At 64.4% G+C, this 20,977-nt stretch carries 19 protein-coding genes; 11 read left to right on the top strand and 8 right to left on the bottom strand.

Going from position 1 to position 20,977, the window contains the following annotated elements; genetic code table 11:
- Positions 1-60 precede the first annotated feature (60 nt).
- A complete protein-coding gene (locus SD72_RS03585) occupies positions 61-1,092 on the bottom strand; it encodes a 4-hydroxy-3-methylbut-2-enyl diphosphate reductase (RefSeq protein ID WP_042543186.1) in 1,032 nt (343 codons plus the stop codon).
- A gap of 167 nt (positions 1,093-1,259) precedes the next feature.
- Between SD72_RS03585 and xseA the strand changes: the two genes are divergently transcribed.
- Complete coding sequence (xseA, locus tag SD72_RS03580; RefSeq protein WP_042543059.1) at positions 1,260-2,477, top strand: exodeoxyribonuclease VII large subunit; 1,218 nt, start codon at positions 1,260-1,262, stop codon at positions 2,475-2,477.
- Positions 2,478-2,508: 31 nt separating this feature from the next.
- Here the strand turns inward: xseA and SD72_RS03575 are convergent, their stop codons facing one another.
- Positions 2,509-3,675: a hypothetical protein gene (locus SD72_RS03575; RefSeq protein WP_042543058.1), complete on the bottom strand. Its 1,167-nt coding sequence runs from the start codon at positions 3,673-3,675 to the stop codon at positions 2,509-2,511.
- 132 nt (positions 3,676-3,807) lie between these two features.
- Here SD72_RS03575 and SD72_RS03570 point away from each other — a divergent pair, with 132 nt between their 5' ends.
- Together SD72_RS03570 and SD72_RS17650 are read left to right on the top strand one after the other, a co-directional pair.
- On the top strand, positions 3,808-4,080 hold the full coding sequence (locus SD72_RS03570) for an exodeoxyribonuclease VII small subunit (protein WP_042543057.1): 273 nt from the start codon (positions 3,808-3,810) through the stop codon (positions 4,078-4,080).
- Between the two features lie 2 nt (positions 4,081-4,082).
- Positions 4,083-4,226, top strand: coding sequence for a hypothetical protein (locus SD72_RS17650; protein WP_157000437.1), 144 nt, complete (start codon positions 4,083-4,085; stop codon positions 4,224-4,226).
- 15 nt (positions 4,227-4,241) lie between these two features.
- Here SD72_RS17650 and SD72_RS17645 read toward each other — a convergent pair whose 3' ends face one another.
- The 4 genes from SD72_RS17645 to SD72_RS03555 all read right to left on the bottom strand — a co-directional run bounded on the left by SD72_RS17645 (position 4,242) and on the right by SD72_RS03555 (position 8,670).
- A complete protein-coding gene (locus SD72_RS17645; protein WP_157000436.1) occupies positions 4,242-4,769 on the bottom strand; it encodes a hypothetical protein in 528 nt (175 codons plus the stop codon).
- Positions 4,770-5,247: 478 nt separating this feature from the next.
- Entirely contained in the window at positions 5,248-6,573 is a 1,326-nt protein-coding gene (locus SD72_RS03565; RefSeq protein ID WP_084766744.1) for an MATE family efflux transporter, read from the bottom strand.
- Positions 6,563-7,333 (bottom strand): SagB/ThcOx family dehydrogenase, encoded by a 771-nt coding sequence (locus SD72_RS03560; protein WP_157000435.1) that lies wholly within the window; start codon positions 7,331-7,333, stop codon positions 6,563-6,565. Before SD72_RS03560 ends, SD72_RS03565 begins: the two co-directional genes overlap by 11 nt.
- A 203-nt stretch (positions 7,334-7,536) precedes the next feature.
- On the bottom strand, positions 7,537-8,670 hold the full coding sequence (locus tag SD72_RS03555) for a SagB/ThcOx family dehydrogenase (RefSeq protein ID WP_157000434.1): 1,134 nt from the start codon (positions 8,668-8,670) through the stop codon (positions 7,537-7,539).
- 941 nt (positions 8,671-9,611) lie between these two features.
- On the opposite strand from SD72_RS03555, the gene SD72_RS03550 reads away from it, so the two are divergent.
- The 7 genes from SD72_RS03550 (at position 9,612) to SD72_RS16815 (ending at position 17,187) form a co-directional block, all read left to right on the top strand.
- Positions 9,612-9,878 (top strand): exodeoxyribonuclease VII small subunit, encoded by a 267-nt coding sequence (locus SD72_RS03550; protein WP_042543053.1) that lies wholly within the window; start codon positions 9,612-9,614, stop codon positions 9,876-9,878.
- A gap of 2 nt (positions 9,879-9,880) precedes the next feature.
- The gene (locus tag SD72_RS03545; protein ID WP_042543052.1) at positions 9,881-10,567 is read left to right on the top strand and encodes a DUF4245 family protein; all 687 of its coding nucleotides are present in this window, start codon (positions 9,881-9,883) and stop codon (positions 10,565-10,567) included.
- A complete protein-coding gene (locus SD72_RS03540) occupies positions 10,564-11,244 on the top strand; it encodes a carbonic anhydrase (protein WP_042543051.1) in 681 nt (226 codons plus the stop codon). Before SD72_RS03545 ends, SD72_RS03540 begins: the two co-directional genes overlap by 4 nt.
- A 38-nt stretch (positions 11,245-11,282) precedes the next feature.
- Complete coding sequence (locus tag SD72_RS03535; protein ID WP_084766743.1) at positions 11,283-12,689, top strand: class II fumarate hydratase; 1,407 nt, start codon at positions 11,283-11,285, stop codon at positions 12,687-12,689.
- 145 nt (positions 12,690-12,834) lie between these two features.
- A complete protein-coding gene (locus SD72_RS03530; RefSeq protein ID WP_042543050.1) occupies positions 12,835-13,377 on the top strand; it encodes a tetratricopeptide repeat protein in 543 nt (180 codons plus the stop codon).
- A 54-nt stretch (positions 13,378-13,431) separates the two neighbouring features.
- Positions 13,432-14,220, top strand: a complete 789-nt coding sequence (locus tag SD72_RS03525) for a trimeric intracellular cation channel family protein (RefSeq protein ID WP_052492456.1) — start codon at positions 13,432-13,434, stop codon at positions 14,218-14,220.
- A 174-nt stretch (positions 14,221-14,394) separates the two neighbouring features.
- Complete coding sequence (locus tag SD72_RS16815; protein ID WP_052492439.1) at positions 14,395-17,187, top strand: purple acid phosphatase family protein; 2,793 nt, start codon at positions 14,395-14,397, stop codon at positions 17,185-17,187.
- Positions 17,188-17,265: 78 nt separating this feature from the next.
- Here the strand turns inward: SD72_RS16815 and SD72_RS03515 are convergent, their stop codons facing one another.
- Positions 17,266-18,495 (bottom strand): MFS transporter, encoded by a 1,230-nt coding sequence (locus SD72_RS03515; RefSeq protein WP_084766741.1) that lies wholly within the window; start codon positions 18,493-18,495, stop codon positions 17,266-17,268.
- Between the two features lie 46 nt (positions 18,496-18,541).
- Here SD72_RS03515 and SD72_RS03510 point away from each other — a divergent pair, with 46 nt between their 5' ends.
- Positions 18,542-19,252: a FadR/GntR family transcriptional regulator gene (locus SD72_RS03510; protein ID WP_042543048.1), complete on the top strand. Its 711-nt coding sequence runs from the start codon at positions 18,542-18,544 to the stop codon at positions 19,250-19,252.
- A gap of 55 nt (positions 19,253-19,307) precedes the next feature.
- Here SD72_RS03510 and SD72_RS03505 read toward each other — a convergent pair whose 3' ends face one another.
- Positions 19,308-20,648: a PhoH family protein gene (locus SD72_RS03505; RefSeq protein ID WP_232299639.1), complete on the bottom strand. Its 1,341-nt coding sequence runs from the start codon at positions 20,646-20,648 to the stop codon at positions 19,308-19,310.
- Positions 20,649-20,977: the final 329 nt, after the last annotated feature.

Genomic DNA, 20,977 nt, shown 5'->3' with positions numbered 1-20,977 from the left:
GGCGTTGCGTGCGCGCCGTCGCCTGCCGTTGGCACCGGAGGCATGGCCTCCGAGCGGTCACTACCTGACGCGACCGCCGAGGGCGCGCGCGTCGCGCTTGCCGGAGGCGTCCTGGCGGAGCTCCTTCGGCAGCGAGAACACGAGATCCTCTTCCGCGGTGACCACGGCGCGAACATCCTCGTAGCCGGCCTCGCCGAGGTCGTCGAGGAGCTCCTGCACGAGCACCTCGGGGACCGATGCGCCACTCGAGATGCCGATCGTCTGTACGCCCTCGAGCCACTCCTGCTTCACCTCTTCGGCGAAGTCGACGAGGTACGCGGCCTTCGCGCCGTACTCGAGCGCGACCTCAACGAGGCGCACCGAGTTTGACGAGTTCGTCGAGCCAACAACGAGCACGAGGTCTGCCTCGGGCGCGATCTTCTTGATCGCGACCTGGCGGTTCTGCGTCGCGTAGCAGATGTCGTCGGAGGGCGGATCCTGCAGGTTCGGGAAGCGCTCGCGCAGGCGCCGCACCGTCTCCATCGTCTCGTCAACCGAGAGCGTGGTCTGCGAGAGCCAGACGAGGCGATCCGGATCCTTCACCACGAGGTCATCGACATCGTCTGGCGAATTCACGACGGTGATGAGCTCCGGGGCCTGACCGGCGGTACCCTCAACCTCTTCGTGGCCGGTGTGGCCGATGAGCAGGATCTCCATGTCCTGTTTCGCGAAGCGCACGGCCTCGCGGTGCACCTTCGTCACGAGCGGGCAGGTCGCGTCGATCGCGTGGAGGTGGCGATCCGCTGCCTCCTGCACGACAGCGGGTGAGACGCCGTGCGCCGAGAAGACGACATTCGCGCCCTCCGGCACCTCCTCGACCTCCTCGACGAAGATCGCACCGAGCTTTTCGAGCGTCTGCACGACGTGCACGTTGTGCACGATCTGCTTGCGCACGTAGACGGGGGCGCCGTAGCGCTCGAGTGCCTTCTCGACGGCGACGACCGCGCGATCCACCCCGGCGCAGTACCCACGCGGAGCGGCGAGCAGCACGCGCTTTTCGCCCTCGACCGGCATGTTCTTGAGCCTGCCACCCAGGCGGCGCATACGCGGCATCGCCAGGCTCACAACCGGTGCGCCAATAGTGCGCTGATTCACAACGGAAGCCTGCTGAGTCATGCGCATAAGTCTACGCTGCATCGCTGAGCAATCAGTCCGAGCGCTGTGCCGGCTTGCGGGGACATCGCGACACGGCGTCGGTCCGCCCGAGTAGGCTCGAATGCATGGCATCTGACGCACCAGCAACCCGTGACGCCCCGTGGCCGGTCGCCCTCATGAGCGAGAAAGTCGCCGGGTGGATCGACAAGCTCGGGCAGGTCTGGGTCGAGGGCGAGGTCACGCAGTGGCAGATGCGCGGCGGTCACGTCTACGGCAAGCTCCGCGACCTCACGCAGGACGCGACAGTGAGCTTCACCGTCTGGCGTTCAGTCGCGCAGCGCCTCACCGCAGAGTTCAAGCAGGGCGACCGCGTCATCGCGCTCGTGAAGCCGAACTTCTGGGTCAAGGGCGGATCGCTCACGATGCAGGTCTTCGACCTCTCGCACGTCGGCCTCGGCGAGCTGCTTGAGCGGCTCGAGCGGCTGCGGCGCCAGCTCCAGAGCGAGGGGCTGTTCGCCGCCGAGCGCAAGCGGCCGCTCCCCTTCCTCCCCGGCAAGATCGGGCTCGTCACGGGCCGCGACTCCGACGCCGAAAAGGATGTCGTGCGCAACGCGACGCTGCGCTGGCCCGGCGTGCAGTTCGCGGTCCACTACGCCGCGGTGCAGGGCGACCGGGCCGCGAAGGAGGTAACCGCTGGTATTCGCGCGCTCGATGCCGACCCTGAGGTCGACGTCATCATCGTCGCGCGCGGCGGCGGCGACTTCCAGAACCTCCTACCGTTCTCGGACGAGGCGGTTGTGCGTGCAGCGGCCGAAGCGCAGACCCCGATCGTGAGCGCGATCGGGCACGAGGCGGATCGCCCACTGCTTGACGAGGTCGCAGACCTCCGCGCGTCCACCCCAACGGACGCGGCGAAGCGCGTCGTCCCCGACGTCGGCGAGGAGCTCGCTGGCATCGACCAGGCGCGCAGCCGGATGTCGAGTCGCGTCAGCCAGCTCTTCTCGTACGAGGCAGACCGCATCTCACAGCTCCGCCAGCGGCCAGTGCTTGCGACCCCAGAGCGCATCGTCGACGACCGCGCAGAGGAGCTCGTGCGCTGGGTCGCCCGCGGCTCAGAGCTCGCCGATCGCGCCATCGTGGATCGTGCGAGCGCGCTCGCCGAGACCCGCGCACACCTCCGGGCGCTCTCACCCAAGGCGACGCTCGAGCGCGGCTACGCGATCGTGCAGCTGCCATCTGGCGACGTACTGCGGGACCCGGCCGACGCTCCCGATGGCACGTCGCTGCGGGTGAGTGTTGTCGGCGGGCGGATCGGGGCGACCTCTACGGGTGAGGCGCAGTAGCGCTCGCTGCCGGAAGTGCCCGCAGGAGGCGCTAGCCCGTTCGCTCGAGCCCGCTGCCGTCCGCGAGCACGCTGAAGGATGCGCTTCGGTAGCCGTCGTCGATCATGAACGACACCGACACGGGGCCCGAACGCTCCATGTTCCAGGGGTCGTCTTCGGTGACGCCGCGCGCCCGACTCACGTGGTACATCACGCCGTCGAGGTTCGTGGCACCCGCCTCGGTCGCAGCTACGCGCACCTGCCCAAGGATCGCTGCTCCGTCGATCTCAGTCATCGCAAACTGTTCGCTGAGCGTCTCCGGCTGTGGTGACGCGGGGCCGCGGTGCGTCACCGCCCCGCGCCGGTACGTCCACGCGTCAACGTTGAGGCTCTCCGGGGTGAGCGGAGCGTCGACGTTCACGAGATCGTCGGCGACAGTGACGCTCACGACCCGGTCGTGGCCAATTTCGGCCGCGAGGGCCGACAGCGCCCGATCAAGGGAAGCAGCGTCGCGCAGGTCAGCGTGGAGGCGCCCCTCGGGGATCGCCGCAAGCGTCTCACTGAGGCCAGTCCGGTACGGGAGCACGACGGCCGCGGCAGCAAGCACCCCGGCGAGCACGAAGGCGGCGATCCGCACGGGCCTGCCACGCTTCCCCACCCCGATGAGCGGGGTGCGCCTGCTGCCGTCTGCCCGAAGGTTCCCTGCGCCCGGGGGCAACACGTCCCCGGCTGCCACTGCTGGCGGGAACTCGGTGTCCGCCCAAATATCGGCGTGCGCGTTCTCGTCAGTGAAGATCACATCTGGCTTGCCCTCGGTCACGATCGCGACGACGTGCCTGGTGCCCGGTTGGAACCGAGGGATCTCGGTGAGCTGCACGATGCGTCGCACGACGGTGCGGTACACGCCGCCGCCGACCGGGCGGACCGTGATCTCGATGTCGCACACTGGCTGTTCGTTGATGTAGGTACCCGTCTGGGTGAGCTTGTCGACGCGGGCGAGCCCGACACGGCCGTCGCCGAGCGCACCGTCAACGAGCTCTCGTGGTGGCAAGCTCACGCCGCGCAACGACCGGCCGACGAGCACGAGCGTCGCTGCGATGATCATCGCAGGCATCCCGACGGGGAACGCCCACGTAGCTGCGCCTGGCGGGCCAACGATCACAGCAACAATCCCGCCGAGTACAATCCCGGCGCCAATGAAGAAAAGCAGTCGAAGCACTGGAAAATCCTAACCTTCCCGATGAATGCGCCGCCCCGCGGCAGCGGTGATTCGTAGATTCCCGCGGTGCGCCCGTGCCAGAGCTGTGGGCGTGCCGTGATCGTGCAGCACGCAACGGCTAGACTGAAAGCTATGACTGCCCAGCACGATGCAGACGTCGCCTCGCTCTCCTATGAGCAGGCCCGCGACGAACTCATCCAGGTGGTAAGCCGCCTGGAACAGGGTGGCGCCACGCTCGAGGAATCGCTCCAACTGTGGGAGCGAGGCGAAGCCCTCGCCACCCGCTGCGAAGAGTGGCTCATTGGGGCAAGGAAGCGGCTCGAGGACGCCCGCAAGGGCGGATCCACCGCGTCCGACACAGCAACCGACGAGACCTCCGGGTCCGAGATGGGCGAAGCGTCCTAGGTATGGCGAAGCAGCAACGTCGCAGCATTGTCGCCGAGCCTGGCAGGCCCGAGACGGCGGCCGAGACCGTAGCGCGCAAGGCCGAGCGAAGCACCAAAAAGCCTAACGCCTCGACCTCGCGCCTACCCGCAGTCGACGTGCCGTGAGTGTTGAGGGCTCAGCTAGCGCCAAATTGGCATTGTTTGCCTTGCTGCAGATTCACCCTCAGTGTGTACTTCGTGGAGCACCCGGGCGAAGCCTCGCGCGTGTGTGCCTGTCGTGCGCCTCAGGATGAGCGTAGCCGGATCCGAGAAGAATCCCGGCCAGACTGCTTCGATTCGGCGTCGCACAGTGCCCCAACGGGCGTCATCCATCGTTCCACGTATGAGAGGCAGAAGTCTTTTGACCTGGTAAAGGTCGGCAAGGGCTCCTTCTTCACTGCCCAGCGCTTCAAGGCGCCGCTCCGCAAATATGCCCCAGCCTTCCATGGCACTTCTATCCAGCTTCCTCGAATCCAACCTCACTTCAGAAACCACGGCGTAGTCATGTGCATGACCAACGATTTCATGGGCGATAGCTAGCAAAATCCGAGCACGTGCGCCCGGATCTGTGTACGTTAGCTGGCGGAACCGCTCCGAGAACAAAACGGTTGCTGGCTCAGTAAGGGGTAATGGTAAAAACATCGCTTGATCGACGTCCTGTTCCAGCACGGAGGGCATCCTCCCCAAGGCGAGCCGGAGTGGGCGGTGAAGTAGCCGTTCAACAGTCGCCTGCAGAAAACTCGTTTCAAACGGGTCTTCGACGTTCCACTTTCGAATAATGCGCGTTGACAGTTGCCCCAAATCGCCTCTCGCAACTGCTGCTGCCCTCCGGAACAGCGAGATCACATACTCGACACCGTCTTGGGAAGACGCATGCAAGCGTCTCACGCGTGGCTGCGTCCTCGCGCTACGCCTATCGCTTGGGTGGCCGTCTGCGAACTCAGACGTAGGTACTACCTCGGGCGTTTCCAGGCTGAGTTTGACGAGCCGTCCCGCAAGGGCACGAACATATGGGGGCCCATTGACTCGGTAGGCAGTTGCCATTTTGAGAAGGAACCCTCGTTCGGCAGGAGTCGCCATCTCAATTTGCTCTTCGAGATCGGAAATCTCCCACCATCTTCCGAATACTATTTCGTCCAGCAGGCGTCTAGTCACGGTCAGCCTCGATCTGCAACGCCAGTTTGACTTGAAATGAAGCAATCGCCCCCCGACACAACCAGTACGCAGCCAGACCCAAAAATGCGCCCGGAGCTTGAAACATGAGCAAACCGACGTAAGCAACCGGGATTTGAGCCCCCCAGACTCCCGCAGTGTTGCTCAAGAAATCCGAGCCAGTTCGTTCCATCGCTCGCAGGAACGAGACATTGACGTAGGCCCAAGTGATCACTGGGCACATCGCAGCAACAACCAAGACTAAGACCAACGAGAACCGCCGCACCTCTTGATCTGGACTTGCGGCAAACGAGACTGGCCACGCGAGAATAGCTATCCCACCGCCGAGGAGCATCCCAATGCGCAGGAATTTCCGTCTCAGCTCTAACCGGGCATTACGGCTTTGGGCAACGGAAATATCCCCGCCCCCCACAACGTAAAGCAGGGCAGAACTCAGCGACGAGGCCAGCACAAAAGCCAGCAGATGTGCGTTGGACGCGATTCTCGTGGCGGCCAAGCCACTCACGCCTCCCAAAGAAACGATCGCGAAAAAGACAAGGTTTCCCGCATAGTCAACTGCCGCCGATCCGACCGCGGGGAGGGTGAGCCGTGTCCAGCCAGAAAACTGCGCGAGCACTGTTTGTTGTTCAACGTGGTCCGTCTCTGCTGCTTTTTCTTTCAGTAAGACGGCGAGAACCACGGGCACGACCGCAAACATGCCGATAGTCCCAGCAAGGCCGGCCCCAAACGCGCCGAGTTCCGGAAACACCCAGACGCCATACACCAAAAAATAGTCCAGTACGAGGTTCACCGCCGAAGCCACCAGGAGCACTATGAGAGGCGTCTTCGTCCGGCCCCAGGTGACGAGAGTAACGACGATCGCTGTCGTAGCGATCTCAGGCAAGATCGACCATGCCCGGCCCGCGACGTACTGACTGGACGCTTGTGAGGCTTGGAATGCATCGAAGAAACCAGATGATCGAAGCAATATCGCCGCTCCGAAGAGAAGTATCGAGGCGAGCACCGCCCATGGAAGAAGTCCTCTAAGCATGAGCACGATCCCACCCGTGGGCCTAGTCCCCGGGTAATTTCCTGCGACACGAGGGGCAAGGATACGATAGGCCATTAGGCCCCCCAGTAAACAGTTCAAGGGGAGCTCGTACAGCGCACTCCCGAAAGCTACTCCCGCTAGTGCCTCTGACGAGTAGTAGCCAACGATCACTGTATCGGTGATGCTCACCACGATACTTCCCACTGATGCAAGTGCAGCCGGACCAGCGTATCGAAACAGGCTACTGTAGGAGAGCTGATCACGAAGCATCGGGGAGAGCTCCAGCGAAACTCACGGCATAGATAACTTGTCGGTCAATCCCGACCGGGAGCCCAAGAAGCTTCAACGCTACGTCGTCGCCAAGGGCGGGCGAGATGTGCGGAGAGATGTTTCGCAAGGCAAGTGTCCACAGCATCTCGTTTACGGCCTTGCCTGTGTCGATCCACAGCCCTCGGAGAGCTCTCTCGTGACGGTAGCGCCACTGGTGTCGATAGACATCCGACACGTAGAACAGTGTGACGGCCGCCGTTCGTGGTGCCGGTTGTCCGACGAGCGCGGCTTGCGTCTCCCCCCTATAGTCTCCTGCAGCAACTAGGCCGAGACTGTGGGACGTAACGTTATATCGGTATACGCCCGACTCCAGTTCAGAAATGGCGAATACTACAACGTAGATGTCGAGTGAAGACCCGAAGTTAACCATCGCTTGCCTATGGTCAGTTTGGAGCTCAGGAACACGAAAACTGGCAATTTTCCTGAACCCTTCCCAGAGGATCGCAGACAGGTCAGGCATCGAGAGAGAATGCGCTGCAGGGACCAATGTTGTTCTCCTGGCCGACAGGATCTGTGACACCGTCTTTTGTTCCGGCGTTGCTGGCTCAGGAAGCTTCTCCCACTGCAGGTTCGAAGGGTAGTGCTCTCGCGCCATCGGACTGACAGCATGGTAATGGTCGAGCATTGAGGCTTGTTGCTGAAGGAAGTCCGCTCTTTCATCGGCGTATCTTTGGTCGAGAGTGGATTGGTAGTAGTCCAAGGACCGTTCCCATCCGTTCTCAATCCATTCTTGATAGGCCGAAAGATCCTGCCCAGGAGTACTCGCGACCTCGCCGAGTGAGTCTTGCAGGACCGCCCGCGCCATGTGCTTGCTCGAAGCAGTGAAGGCTCTTCCAATTCCAATGTTTCGCACCTCGACGGCACGTTCCCCACGACGCATGACTGGCCGAAAACGGATCCTTTTCACGGTCGCAGCCTCGACTCGCCAATGATTCTCACGCCATCCCTTACTTCTGAGGCAAGACCCACGGAGACGAGATACGTCGGTGACTCAATCGCAAGGCCGTCCGATTTCACGAGATCAGCGACGAAACTATCCTGAAAGCCATGGTGCCCGTGCGCCATCAACCCCTGGGCCTCACATACAGATTCGATCAAGCCACCAAGATGTCCCGCGTCTAGGTAGAGCGTGCGAAAAGTTCTCGGCTCCCTATATCGGTACATGTTTCTTTGGAAATGCGTGGTCAAGATGAACACGGCACGCGGCGGTGCTGCCAGCCGAAACGCACCAATCATATTTCGGCTCAGGATCTCGTCGGAAGGAGCCTCCGCAACAAATCCAATGTCGCCAGATTCGATCGAGAAATGATATATTCCCCGTGCAAGATCTGGAACATCGAGCGCAAGGAGGTAGAGCTCCGTTGGATGTCTCGATCCTCCCGAGGGACTCGTCCGCCGCATATGACTTCGTCCCGGAGTTCTAGACCGCCTCCACTCCAGCGGAAGGACTGCAACCGCCGCGGTACGAAGGAGCTTCTCCTTCAGAGCCCCACCCTCAGATGTCAATGAAAGCTCTTCTAAGGCCGAGCGAACTGTAGGCAACGTGGCGACCTTGGCCCCCTTGCGGGCAAGGGACCGGGTCTCATCTGGACTTTCGAGCGCGAAGCCACGCATTCGAGATTTGTCAACCTCTTGCCCACCCTTCGAGTAGTCAACGAAGGGAAAGTTCGACGTGGCCACAAGATAGTCGTGTGCCTCGGACCAGCCCAGTTCGTTCCACTTGCGATACGTCGAGAAGGCGATCGCGGAAGCCGAAGCGTCCTGCACAAGGTGCTCCGCGATCAAGGCGTCAATCCTCTCGTCAAGCTCACGAACACCCACGAGGTCCTGCAGAAACGACTTCACCTCCGCTCGAGTGCACGGGGACATAAAGGCGACCGCAATCGCAGCCTGTCGCGCATCAATACGGTAGCTTTTTCGTGTTCCAAGGTCGGCAATCACCCACCCTCGAGCATCACTGAAAGTGACTCTCACCTGAGCTGCGGTCGATAGCACCTGCCCTGAAACTCCACCTTCCCCAACTGACTTGTCTTCCATGACCTAGTATCAGCTTTGGTAGTTGACTACCGCATGACGTTTCCCATTTGAATAAGAGCCGGCGCTTCGGCCTCAAGTTCTTCCAGCAGAACCTCAGACACCTCGGTGACCACTTCGTTGTGTTCAAACATGCCATTTTCCCTTCTTGTGATTTCGCCTTAAACAAACATTTGTATGATTTTAAACCGGATTCGTGATTGATTCAAGCACCATTTGGCACCAAGGCGTGCTCCACCCAGTGCCCTCTGCAAACGCGCTGGTAGCGCTATCGATGAACGCGGTCGTGAGTCTCGGCGGAGGTGCGCAGCCCCGCGCCCTCTCCAGCGCGCTTGATCCCGATATAACCGCTGTCGAAGGAAGCGGGCGCTGACCCGTTACTTTGTCGGTAGCCAGTATTCCGTCAAAATGAAGGGCAAGGCAGCCGGCCGGGGCGGGCATGATTGTTGCCCCTGTCGCAGATATGATCCGGAGGCGGAGTTGTCACCGGGCCCGGCCTGGATGTGAGTTTTCGCTCATAGTGGCAAAACCCACGCCGCACCACAGTGGCACGGCTGCTCGTGACATGGATACCGACGCCCACCACCACCTGACTGCCACCCCAGCACCAGGACGGAGGAACACGCTTTGGACAGCATCACTCACGATAACATTGTCGCTGTCTTCATCGGTCTCGACGTCGGGAAACACGAACACCCCGCAGTCGCGCTCACCCGTCACGTGAAAAACTCTACGACCGACCACTGCCAAACACCGAGGCCGGGATCACCCAGGTCCTTGGCCGGCTCGCTGAAGACCCCCTGGCGCGGTCAGTTGTGGAGCCCTGGGGTGCAGAAGCAGTAGGCGGGACGGAGTGCGGCGCAATGCTAGCTCCCACTGTACCGCGATCACGCCCGCAATCGACGTATCACGAGCCCCCAAGCGCTGCGGGTAGACTTGCATGCATGACTGCCCAGCACGATGCAGACGTCGCCTCGCTCTCCTATGAGCAGGCCCGCGACGAACTCATCCAGGTGGTAAGCCGCCTGGAACAGGGTGGCGCCACGCTCGAGGAATCGCTCCAACTGTGGGAGCGAGGCGAAGCCCTCGCCACCCGCTGCGAAGAGTGGCTCATTGGCGCCCGCAAACGACTCGAAGACGCGCGCCAGGGCGGCGCAGCTTCCGGTGCAGAGCGCACCGCAACCCAGCCCGAGAACGGCGAAGAATTCTAACTATGGCGAAACAGAAACGTCGGAACATTGTCGCGGAGCTCGGCCGGCCAGAGACGGCGGCAGAGACGGCCGCGCGCAAGGCGGAGGGTAGCCGCCTGTACCGGTCGCGCAAGACGGTGAACAACCTGGTGTTCTCACTGCTCGTGACCGTGGGGCTCGTCTTCGTGATCTACCTCATGGTGCCACGCGGCGTCGGCGACTACGCCGAACGATCCGTCGATGTTGCGCAGGCCGCAGCCACAGCAGGGGCCGACTACACGCTCGCGGTTCCTGCGGTGCCAGACACGTGGAAAGCCAAGCAGGCATCGCTCTCCATCAACGGTGGAGTGACCTTCTGGCAGATCCACTACACCACCGACAACAACGCCTACGCCACTGTCGTGCAGGCCTACACCGTGAACGGGGACCCGGTTCCCGCGAAGTGGATCGCAGGCAAGCTTGAGGAGCAGCAGGCCACGGGCACCGAACAGCTCGGCGGTATCGACTGGCAGGTCTACGACCACCAGAACCGCAAGGCGGATCAGGTGAACATGCGCTTCGGCCTCGCGGGCACGGTCGAGACGAACTCGGTGCTCGTCTACGGCACCGACGACGCGGCAACGATCCGCGTCCTCGCAACGCAAGTTGGTGACTCGCTCGCCGACTTCGAACACAAGAACAGTACCGAAACGAGTGAGGGAGCAGCATGAGCGACAAGTCACCTCGTGTCACACCCCAGCAGGCGTGGGACACACTGATCTCCGGAAACGAACGCTTCATCACGGGGGGCTCAGCCCACCCGAACCAAAACGTTGAGCGCCGCAGCGAGCTCGTAAACCAGCAGACCCCAGACGTCGCACTCTTTGGCTGCTCCGACTCACGTCTCGCGGCCGAAATCATCTTCGACTGTGGCCTCGGCGACCTCTTCATTGCCCGCAACATGGGCCACGTTGTCGCAGAGTCGATCACCGCCTCGATGGAGTACGCCGTCACCGAGCTCGGCGCGTCACTCATCGTCGTCCTCGCCCACGATTCGTGCGGCGCGGTTGCGGCGGCGATCGACCAGTCGAGCCGCACCCCCGCCGCGACGACAAAGTCGGTGAAGCACACGCTCGCCCCGATACAGCCAGCCGTGCAGCAGCTGTGGCTGCGTGACAACACCGACACACCGTACGCCGACGCAGCGAAGATCGATGCGAACGCCGTCGGCAGGCTCCACCTTTCCGCGACCGTGAACGAGCTGCTGCGGACCTCGCGGGCGATCAGCGACGCTGTCGACTCCGGCAAGCTCGCCATCGTCGGCTGCCAGTACCGGCTTACTGAGGGGCGCGCCGTCCCGTACACCGTCGTTGGACCCGTCGAGCTTGAGCTCGCACCCCTGAACTAGTTCTCCATACACCGAAGCACGACAAGCAAAGGACAATTGTGACCGAAGAGATCGAGTACCGCATCGAGCACGACACGATGGGCGAGGTACGAGTGCCGAAGAACGCGCTCTACGCGGCGCAGACGCAGCGTGCCGTCGAGAACTTCCCCATCTCGGGCTCGGGCCTCGAGGCAGCCCAGATCGTCGCACTCGCTCGCATCAAGCGCGCAGCTGCGATGGCGAACGCTGAGCTCGGCATCCTCGAAGCCGACATCGCAAAGGCGATCGAGGCCGCAGCCGACGAGGTCATCGGCGGCGCGCACCACGACCAGTTCCCCGTCGACACCTACCAGACCGGCTCTGGCACCTCGTCGAACATGAACACGAACGAGGTTCTCGCCGCGCTCGCGACGAAGCACCTCGGCGCCCCCGTGCACCCGAACGACCACGTGAACGCGTCGCAGTCGTCAAACGACGTCTTCCCGACCTCGGTTCACGTCGCCGTGACCGGTGCGCTCATTGAGCAGCTGAAGCCCTCACTCGCACACCTCGCTGAGGCGCTCGAGGAGAAGGCGGAGCTGTGGAAGTCGGCCGTGAAGCCCGGCCGCACACACCTCATGGATGCGACCCCGGTCACCCTCGGCCAGGAGTTCGGTGGCTACGCAGCGCAGATCCGCTACGGCATCGAGCGCATCGACGCAGCACTCCCCCGCGTCGCAGAGGTTCCGCAGGGCGGAACCGCCGTCGGCACCGGCATCAACACGCCCCTCGGCTTCCCCGAGAAGGTCATCGCTGAGATCGCCGCCTCGAGCGGCCTCCCGATCACCGAGGCACGCAACCACTTCGAGGCACAGGCGAACCGTGACGGCCTCGTCGAGGCGTCGGGCGCGCTGCGCACCATCGCGGTGTCGCTCACGAAGATCGCCGAGGACGTCCGCTGGATGGGTTCAGGCCCGAACACCGGCTTCGGTGAGCTCCACATCCCCGACCTGCAGCCCGGCTCATCGATCATGCCGGGCAAGGTCAACCCGGTCATCCCAGAGGCAACCCTCATGGTCTGCGCTCGGGTCATCGGCAACGACGCAACCATCGCCTGGGGCGGCGCACGCGGGAACTTCGAGCTCAACGTGATGATCCCCGTCATGGGCACCGCGCTGCTCGAGTCGATCCGCCTGCTGTCGAACGTGTCGCGCGTCTTCGCCGACAAGACGATCGCCGGACTCGAAGCGAACACTGAGCGCATGGCGACGCTTGCTGGCATGAGCCCGTCGACGGTCACCCCGCTCAACCGCCTCATCGGCTACGAGGCCGCGGCGAAGATCGCCAAGCACTCGGTTGCTGCTGGCATCACCGTGCGCGAGGCAGTCATCGACCTCGGCTACGTGGAGCGCGGCGAGGTCACCGAAGCCGACCTCGACAAGGCACTCGACCTGCTCTCGATGACCCACCCGGGCGTCGCAAAGTAGTTCATTCGACGCACTGAGTCGTCGCAGGAGGGGTGTCGGGCTTATGCCCGGCACCCCTTTTCTGCTGCCACGGCCTGGAGCGGCATGCCGCAGCAGCGCGTGTTGGCCTTCGCGTCACGCCAGCACACTCCATTACGCTTGAGGGATGGAAAGCACAGGCGGCGATAGCGCAGCGGAAAGCACGTGGCAGTCCAGGGTGGACGCGGTGTGGGCGGATCCCGCGGCGAATGAGCAGGAGGTGCTCGATCGCATCTTCGCGCTCGTGGCCGAGCTCCCGGCAGACGACCCGCGCGGCCCATTCGAGCTTGGCGGTGCGAACGACTCAGCGGGAAACGAGGCAGCCGCCGCCGAACTCTATGAACGCGCCATCGAGCTCGGACTCTCTGGAGTCTCTCGCGCCGAACTCGACATTCAGTACGCGTCGACGCTGCGCAACCTCGGGCGCATGGCCGAGGCAATTGCCGTCCTCGAGGGGTCGCACAGGACTCCAGAACTGGGCGCCGCCCCCGACGCGTTCCTCGCGCTCGCACTCCACTCGGCGGGCCGGCCAGGAGATGCGCTTGCCGTGGCGCTTGAGGCGCTCATTCCGTTCCTCCCGAAGTACCACCGCTCGCTCACCGGCTACGCGGCCGAGCTCAGGCTCGACGAGGACAGGCGCGAGCGCGGCGCCAGCGCCGCAGGCGCGTAGCTCGATCGGCAACGCATACCCAGAGCCGCCCCGGCAATGCGGGAGAATGGTGGTGTGCTCGACGAAACATTCACGCTGCCACTCTGGGCAGAGCTCACCGCGGTCGGCGTTGGAAGCCTCCAGGGCGCGCTATTTGCCGCCGGATTCAAGCGGCTCGACCTGCTCGGCGTAGCGATCCTCGGGATCGCGTCAGGTATCGGCGGCGGCTTCCTCCGCGACATTCTGTTGAGCACCACCCCCGCCGCGTTCTCGATCGACTGGTACCTCATCACCGCAACACTCGCGGCCTTCGTTGGCATGCTCGTGCCGCGACTGTTTCGCAAGGTTGACCCGGTCGTCTCGCTGCTCGACGCCGTGAGCATCGGCATGTTTGGCGCGATCGGCGCAACCAAGGCGTTGTCGTTCGGGCTGCCCGTCATCCCAGCGCTGTTTATCGGTACCGTATCCGCGGTCGGTGGTGGCGTACTCCGCGACCTCATCCTCAACATCCCGATCGCACTCATGCACGTCGGCTCCTTCTACGCCGTTGCGTCGATGGGCGGCATCGTGGTGATGCTTGGGCTCCTCGCGTTCGACGTTCCAGTGCTCATCGCCGGCATCGCCTGCGTCGTCGTCACCACGCTCCTCCGGTTGCTCGCCGTGCGATTCGGCTGGAGCCTCCCCGAGCAGCGAGCGCTCAGCCGTGTGCAGCTGCGCCGCCAGCGCCAGGTCGAGGCGGTCATCGATGAGGCGCTGCAGACGGGCGTCATCGTGCTCCCAGACCTTGGCGGATCGCACGAAGCTGACGAAGACGAAGACGAAGACGACGCGGACGCGGACGGGGCCCCCAGCCCGGCACGCTAGCCAGCTGCGGGCAAGCGACGCACGCTCGCGAAGGCTCGTTCACCCAGGAGGCACCTCCGAGACAGCACGCCGCTACCTGTCGGAGATCGCAGAGCCACCTGGGCTCGATGGAATAGGTGGGGCCGCCCTGTTGGGCCGCCCGAACACGACGCCTGCGAATTCCAAAGGAACGAAATGACGAACCCAGCCCGCGTATCGCGGCTGCGGCGGGGATCCACCGCCATTGCGCTTGCCGCCCTCGTCGGAAGCGGATTGGCCATTCCCATGGCCAGCCCAGCGACCGCGACTACGACAGAAACTCCAGCCACATTGGCGCCCCAAAACGCTGCGGAGCCGGCGGAAACCGCCGCTGCCCAGCCACCCGAGGTGCCGAAGAACTCGCTCGTGAGCACCGGTACAAAGTGGAAGTATCTCGACACGAACGTTGACCCTGCCGCAGGGGCAGCTGATCGGAACGCGTGGGCAGCCCCCGCGTTTGACGACTCAACGTGGCCGTCCGCGCCGAGTGGGTTCGGCGCGAAGCAGAACCAGCTCATCGCTGTGGGGCCAAACATGCCCGTCACGAAGCTCGCTCACTACATCGACGGCGACTCGAAGAACACGGTACCAACCTACTTCTTCCGCACCTCATTCGATTTGGCGGAGGGCGTCGCCGACCAGGTCGCTGCTGTCGCCTCGACCGCGATCCACGATGATGCGCTGCGCGTCTTCGTCAACGGAACGCTCGCCGCGAACTTCCTCGACTCGCGCGTCGACGACACGCTGTCAACGAATCTGCAGTACGCAGGCGAGTCGAAGGGCGACCCAGTGGTCAGCGACTTCACCATTGACCCGTCGCTGCTGAAGGACGGCACCAACACCATCGCTGTTGCGCTCTACCAGGATCGTGCGAGCTCATCGGACATCTACTTCGATATGACGCGGTTCGCGCTCACCGCGAAGAGCGACCCCGGTTCGCAGCCGGGAGAGACCGGCCCGGTTGTTGCCGCGCCGACCCGCGTGATCCTCACCCCGACCGAGACGCCGTCCGTGTCGCAGTCGTTCTCCTGGCTCGCTGGTGACACGTCGCACGGCGAACGCAAGGTCGAGATCGGCCTCGCAGCAGGCGGCGACACTCGCACCGTCGACGCGTATTCTGCGGGCACCGCTGGCAGCAACCCGAACCAGCACTTCTCCGCCACAGTGACCGAGCTCACGCCCGCGACGGCGTACCGCTACCGCGTCGGCCTGTCCGGCAGCTGGAGCGAATGGTTTACCTTCACGACGGAGACTCCGGGCGCGACCGACTTCCAGTTCGTCTACTACGGTGACGCCCAGATCGGCCTCGACAGCACGTGGCCGGCGGTCGTGAAGCAGGCCGAGGAGCGCGCGACGCGTTCGATCGGTTCGGTGCACGCTGGCGACCTCATCGATAAGAGCAACGACGACACCCAGTGGAGGAACTGGTTCAAGGGTATGGAGAAGTCGGCGACGAGCACGAACGTCATGGCCGCCCCAGGGAACCACGAATACTCCGGCGACAAGACACTCGCCGCTTGGAAGGCGCACTTCGAGTACCCGCTGAACCAGCCGTCGACCGAGACCATCGGCGAGCTCGCGAAGCTCGCGCAGGGCGACACCGACGAGGCGCGCCAGTACGCGTCCTACTTCGCGCACTGGGCAGAGTTCGCGGCCGAGACCGTCTACTACACGGACTACCAGGGCGTGCGTTTCATCACGCTCAACGCCACGCGCGACACCGCGTTCCTCAAGCCGAATGATCTCCCGGGCTGCACCGGCGGCGCCTGCCCAAGCGCGAAGGTGCAGGAGCTGTGGACCGAGTACCAGGCCGCCTGGCTCGACTTCGTGCTCAAGCAGAGCCCATCGAAGTGGAACGTTGTGACCTTCCACCAGCCGGTCTACTCGACGTCGGAGGGCCGCGACGAGGCTGTGCTGCGCAAGCACTGGGTCCCCGTGTTCGAGGAGAACAACATCGACCTCGTGCTCATGGGCCACGATCACACCTACGGCCGCGGCTACAACAACGCCGATACGACCGATACGGTCGGCCAGACCGTCGGCCCCGTCTACGCCGTCTCGAACTCGGGCGCGAAGCACTACAACCTCGAGACCGAGCAGAAGAACGTGTGGACAAACAACGGCGCGACGCAGGTGCTGCGCGGCGAAAAGGTGACGACGTACCAGGTCATCGATGTGTCGGGCGACCAGCTTGTCTACCGTTCGTATGTCGCGGAGAAGGGGAACGGCGCGAAGAGCTTCAAGCTCGCTGACGCGAGCGGCGAGCGGCCAGTGTATGCAGCGCAGGACGTGCCAAACGTCGGCGACCTGTACGACGAATTCACTGTCACCAAGTACGACACCGGCGAGAAGTGGGTCACCGAGGCTGGCCTCGTCGCCCCCGCGGGTCCGTCGCTCACCCTCGGCGCTGCCTCGGTGAAGCAGGGAGAGACGCTTGAGCTCTCCGGCTCCGGCTTCGCCCCGGGATCGAAGCTCGCCATCGAGCTGCACTCCGACCCAGTGTCGCTTGGGACCGTCGAGGTGGGAGCGGATCGCGCGTTCACTGCGCGCGTGACCATTCCAGCCGACACAGCGACAGACACCGAGCACGCTCTTGTCGTTGTGCTCCCGAATGGGAAGTCACTTTCGACGCCGCTTACGGTGACCGCAGCTGGCACAGGAGAGCCTGAACCGGGCGAAGGCGGAACCAACCCGGGCGAAGGCGGAACCAACCCGGGCGAGGGCGGAACCAAGCCGGGCGAGGGTTCCCCCACGCCGGATGCCGGAACCGGCGCCGAAAGCGGCAAGGGCTCAGGCAGCGACGGGACACCGCTCGCGCAGACCGGCGTGAGCATGTTCCTGCCGATCGGGATCGCTGCTGCCGTGCTCCTCACCGCCGGTGCGGCGTTGCTCGTGTCGCGACGCAGGATCCTCGCGAACGCTGCGGCGTCGGACGACCACGGCGTCTAACCCGACAGCGATGGGCGGGGGTGTCGGCGAATTTGCCGGTGCCCCCGCCCATTGGCGTCTGCGCGCTCCGCGTGTTTCTTACGCGGAGCGCTGCCGCCAGACCACACCCGTGAGTACCACGCCGACCGCAACCTGCGCGGTCGCGCCGACGAGCAGCAGCACCAGCACCGGAGTCCACGTCCCCGTCGCCTGATGCATGGCGCCGGCGCCGAGGGGGCCGAGCGTCGCGACCGTATACCCGATGGACTGCACCGTCGTGGAGACGCGAGCTGCCTCCGCGGCGTTACTACCGAGGCTCGCGATGAGCGCGAGCGCGAGCGGGAACGCGCACATGCCGAGCCCGAGGAACGCTGCCCACACCTCGGGAATGGCTGCGGGGGCGATGAGGAACCCGAGCACACCCGTGATGCTCGCCGCACCGACAAGCGCGAAGCCTGCCCGCATCCGGTGCGGGCCGCGTGTCAGTGGCACGATCAGCACGGTCGCGGGAACCCCGACGGCCATCGCGATACCGAGCAGGAGGCCCGCGCGCTCAGCGGTGAGCCCGGCACCTGTTGCGATGCTCGGCAGCCACCCCATGATGACGTAGCTCAGCAGGGATTGGATCGAGAAGAATCCGGCAAGAAGCCAGGTGCCTGCGGGCAGCGGCTGTGTTTTGGGAGCCTCCGCCGCGCCGGGTGCGTTCCCGGAATCGAGCGGTGTTTCCCGCACGGTTTTCGGCCGAGCGAGCGGCATGACGAGCACCCAGACTGCGAGGCCCGCGAGCGCTGGCAGTGCCCACGCTGCGAGGCCGAGCGATGGGCTTCCGATCGCCTGCGCGATCGGAACGGCGGTCGCGGCCGCGGTCGCCGCTCCGAGCGACATGGATGTCGAGTAGACGGTGGTGATGGCGCTGATGTTTCTGCCGAAATGGGCGCGGACCACGGCGGGGAGCAGGATGTTCACGACTGCGAGTCCGCCGGTCGCGATCACGGTGCCGAGCACCACGACGGCCGGCAGCGGGATCGCCCGGATGATGAGGCCCGCGACGAGCATGGCCATCCCGACGGCGACGGTACGCTCCGCGCCCCAGCGAGCGGCGATACGTGCGGTGCTCACGCCGGCGATCGCAAACACCGCTGTGGGGATGGCAGGGATGAGCACCACCGTTGCCGGGCTGAGCGCTCCGGCCTGGGTGAGGAGCGTGAGGAGCGCAGCCGCGCTGGTGATCGCGAGGCGCAAATTGAGCGCGACGAGGATCAGCGCGAGGATCATGAGCGCGCTGCGCCCGCGTTGACTGCGGGCACGGGTGGAGAGGGGCATATTCATCCAAACATCTAACGTCTAACCTTTGGGCCGTACTATCATTGCATACATGAGCCTCGAACCGGTACGCCAGTCGTCACTCAGCGATCAGGTCGTCGAACGCCTCCGCGCGGAGATCGTCGAGGGGCGCTGGGCGGTCGGCGAACGGATCCCACCCGAACCCGAACTCATCGCCAAGCTCGGCATCGCCCGCGGCACCCTCAGGGAAGCGCTCCGCGCACTCCAGTACAGCGGCATGCTCGACATCCGCCGCGGTGACGGGACCTTCGTGAGCGCGCGCAGTGAAGTCCCCGGCGCACTCGCACGCTCGGGAGGCACCATCGGCGACGTACTCGAGGCACGCGCAGCAATCGAACCGCAGCTCGCGAGGCTCGCTGCGGAGCGCGCCGACGCAGCAGACATCGCGCGCATCAAGGCAGCACTCGAACACCGCGCGCGGGTCACCTCGGAGCACCCCACCCCAGCCTCAGCCGCGCTCTGGGCAGCCGCAGACTCAGCTGTGCACGAGGAGATCGCGCGCGCGGCCCACAACCCGATCCTCTTCGAGGTCTACACCGCACTCCTCCCCCGCCTCCAGGAGTCCGTTCGCGCCGCGATCACCCGTGACGGCTTCTCCCGCAACGACCCTCGCGGCCACGAAGAAGTGCTCGATGCGATCCGCAGACGCGACAGCGACGCAGCGGGAGAGAGCGCCGCTGCCAACCTTGCGGCAACCGAACGCTGGGATGAAACGGAGCGGGCCAGCGCAGCTTTACGCTAACGCTGGCCCGCAGGGCAGCTACCGCCGCCGCGAACGGATCGCGGCGGCGCACTCCTTAGAAGTCGAGCAACTCCGTCACGAGCGCCGCGATGTCGCTTCGCTCGCTGCGAGTCAGCGTCACGTGACCAAACAGCGAGTGTCCCTTGAGCTTCTCGATCACGGCGGCGATGCCATCGTGGCGACCGACCCGCAGGTTGTCACGCTGCCCAACATCGTGGGTGAGCACGACGCGCGATCGCTGACCGATCCGGCTGAGCATGGTGAGCAACACGTTGCGCTCGAGCGACTGCGCCTCGTCAACGATCACGAAGGCATCGTGCAGCGAACGCCCGCGGATGTGCGTGAGTGGCAGCACCTCAACCAGGTTGCGTGCGACGACCTCATCAAGCACATTCTGCGAGACGATCGAGCCCAGCGTGTCGAACACCGCCTGACCCCAGGGGTTCATCTTGTCCTGCTGGTCGCCAGGCAGGTACCCGAGCTCCTGGCCACCCACCGCGTACATCGGCCGGAACACCATCACCTTGCGATGCTGCTGCCGCTCGAGCACCGCCTCGAGGCCGGCGGCGAGCGCGAGCGCCGATTTGCCGGTCCCTGCGCGCCCACCAAGCGAGACGATCCCAACGTCTGGGTCGAGGAGCAGGTCGATGGCCAATCGCTGTTCTGCGCTTCTGCCGTGCAACCCGAATACGTCGCGGTCTCCGCGGACGAGCCGGAGCGACGTCTCGCCATCGACGCGACCGAGCGCCGATCCACCACCCGGCGAGCTCATGATGAGCCCGATACCCGGGGTGAGCTCCCGCACCGCGAGCACGTCATCGAGCTGCTCGTCCTCCCAGAGCGCGTCCATCTGCGCGTCGGTAAGCTCCACCGCGGCAGTGCCGAGATAGCTGTCATCGCCGGTCTGGTCGTTGCGGTATTCCTCAGCTCCAAGGCCGAGGGCTGCGGCCTTCACCCGCATCGGGAGATCCTTGGAGATCACGGTGACCGCGAGCCCCTCGTCCGCGAGGCTCTGCGCGACCGCGAGAATGCGGGTGTCGTTGTCGCCGAGTCGCATCCCGCTGGGGAGCACCTCTGCGCTCGAGTGGTTCAGCTCAACTCGCAGCGTACCGCCGAGCTCACCGACCGGCACGGGGAAATCGAGGCGCTCGTGTTTCTCGCGGAGCCCATCGAGCAGGCGAAGCGCCCGCCGCGCGAAGTACCCGATCTCGGGGTCGTGCCGTTTCTTTTCCAGTTCGGTGACCACGACGACGGGAAGCACAATGCTGTGCTCCGCGAACCGGAAGATCGCAGCTGGATCGCTGAGCAGCACCGACGTGTCAAGCACGTACGTGCGCTCTGCCTGCGCGAGCGAATCGCTCAGGCCGACCGAAGGCTGCTGGATAGTTTCTCGGATATCTGCCACGGCGGCTCCTTCGTTCTGCCGGGGCGGCCCCGGCGAAACGAGTCGGCCGTAGCTTACGAGGGTGGCTGCGGCCTCCTCAACCGGGCACGGTGCCCGGTACAGCACACGGTACGCTTCGAAGGTAAATGGGAGCTGTCGACACGCTGACGAGGGGGTAAGGCGTTGAGCGGCGGCGACACGCGGCGCACTGTCTACGCAGCGCCGGTGCGCTGTGGCGCGCCACTTGGGGGCCCGCCTTCACAAGGCAACAACAGTGGCAACATGAGAACTCAACAACCGTAACCGGACTTGTTCGTAGATTTCCTACATATCCGACAACA

The sequence above is a fragment of the Leucobacter komagatae genome, from assembly GCF_000834055.1.
In the GTDB taxonomy this organism is placed as follows: domain Bacteria; phylum Actinomycetota; class Actinomycetes; order Actinomycetales; family Microbacteriaceae; genus Leucobacter; species Leucobacter komagatae_A.
The sequence above is the reverse complement of the archived record's forward strand: the minus strand, read 5'-3'. Positions and strand labels throughout refer to the sequence as shown.

Excerpts from the sequence above, each read along its gene's own strand:
- SD72_RS03545 (WP_042543052.1), top strand. The coding sequence starts at position 9,881 with ATGGCGAAACAGAAACGTCGGAACATTGTCGCGGAGCTCGGCCGGCCA.
- SD72_RS03530 (WP_042543050.1), top strand. The coding sequence starts at position 12,835 with ATGGAAAGCACAGGCGGCGATAGCGCAGCGGAAAGCACGTGGCAGTCC.
- SD72_RS03550 (WP_042543053.1), top strand. The coding sequence starts at position 9,612 with ATGACTGCCCAGCACGATGCAGACGTCGCCTCGCTCTCCTATGAGCAG.
- SD72_RS03515 (WP_084766741.1), bottom strand. The coding sequence starts at position 18,495 with ATGAATATGCCCCTCTCCACCCGTGCCCGCAGTCAACGCGGGCGCAGC.
- xseA (WP_042543059.1), top strand. The coding sequence starts at position 1,260 with ATGGCATCTGACGCACCAGCAACCCGTGACGCCCCGTGGCCGGTCGCC.
- SD72_RS03555 (WP_157000434.1), bottom strand. The coding sequence starts at position 8,670 with ATGGAAGACAAGTCAGTTGGGGAAGGTGGAGTTTCAGGGCAGGTGCTA.
- SD72_RS16815 (WP_052492439.1), top strand. The coding sequence starts at position 14,395 with ATGACGAACCCAGCCCGCGTATCGCGGCTGCGGCGGGGATCCACCGCC.
- SD72_RS03585 (WP_042543186.1), bottom strand. The coding sequence starts at position 1,092 with ATGCCGCGTATGCGCCGCCTGGGTGGCAGGCTCAAGAACATGCCGGTC.
- SD72_RS03510 (WP_042543048.1), top strand. The coding sequence starts at position 18,542 with ATGAGCCTCGAACCGGTACGCCAGTCGTCACTCAGCGATCAGGTCGTC.
- SD72_RS03565 (WP_084766744.1), bottom strand. The coding sequence starts at position 6,573 with ATGCTTCGTGATCAGCTCTCCTACAGTAGCCTGTTTCGATACGCTGGT.
- SD72_RS03540 (WP_042543051.1), top strand. The coding sequence starts at position 10,564 with ATGAGCGACAAGTCACCTCGTGTCACACCCCAGCAGGCGTGGGACACA.
- SD72_RS03570 (WP_042543057.1), top strand. The coding sequence starts at position 3,808 with ATGACTGCCCAGCACGATGCAGACGTCGCCTCGCTCTCCTATGAGCAG.
- SD72_RS17650 (WP_157000437.1), top strand. The coding sequence starts at position 4,083 with ATGGCGAAGCAGCAACGTCGCAGCATTGTCGCCGAGCCTGGCAGGCCC.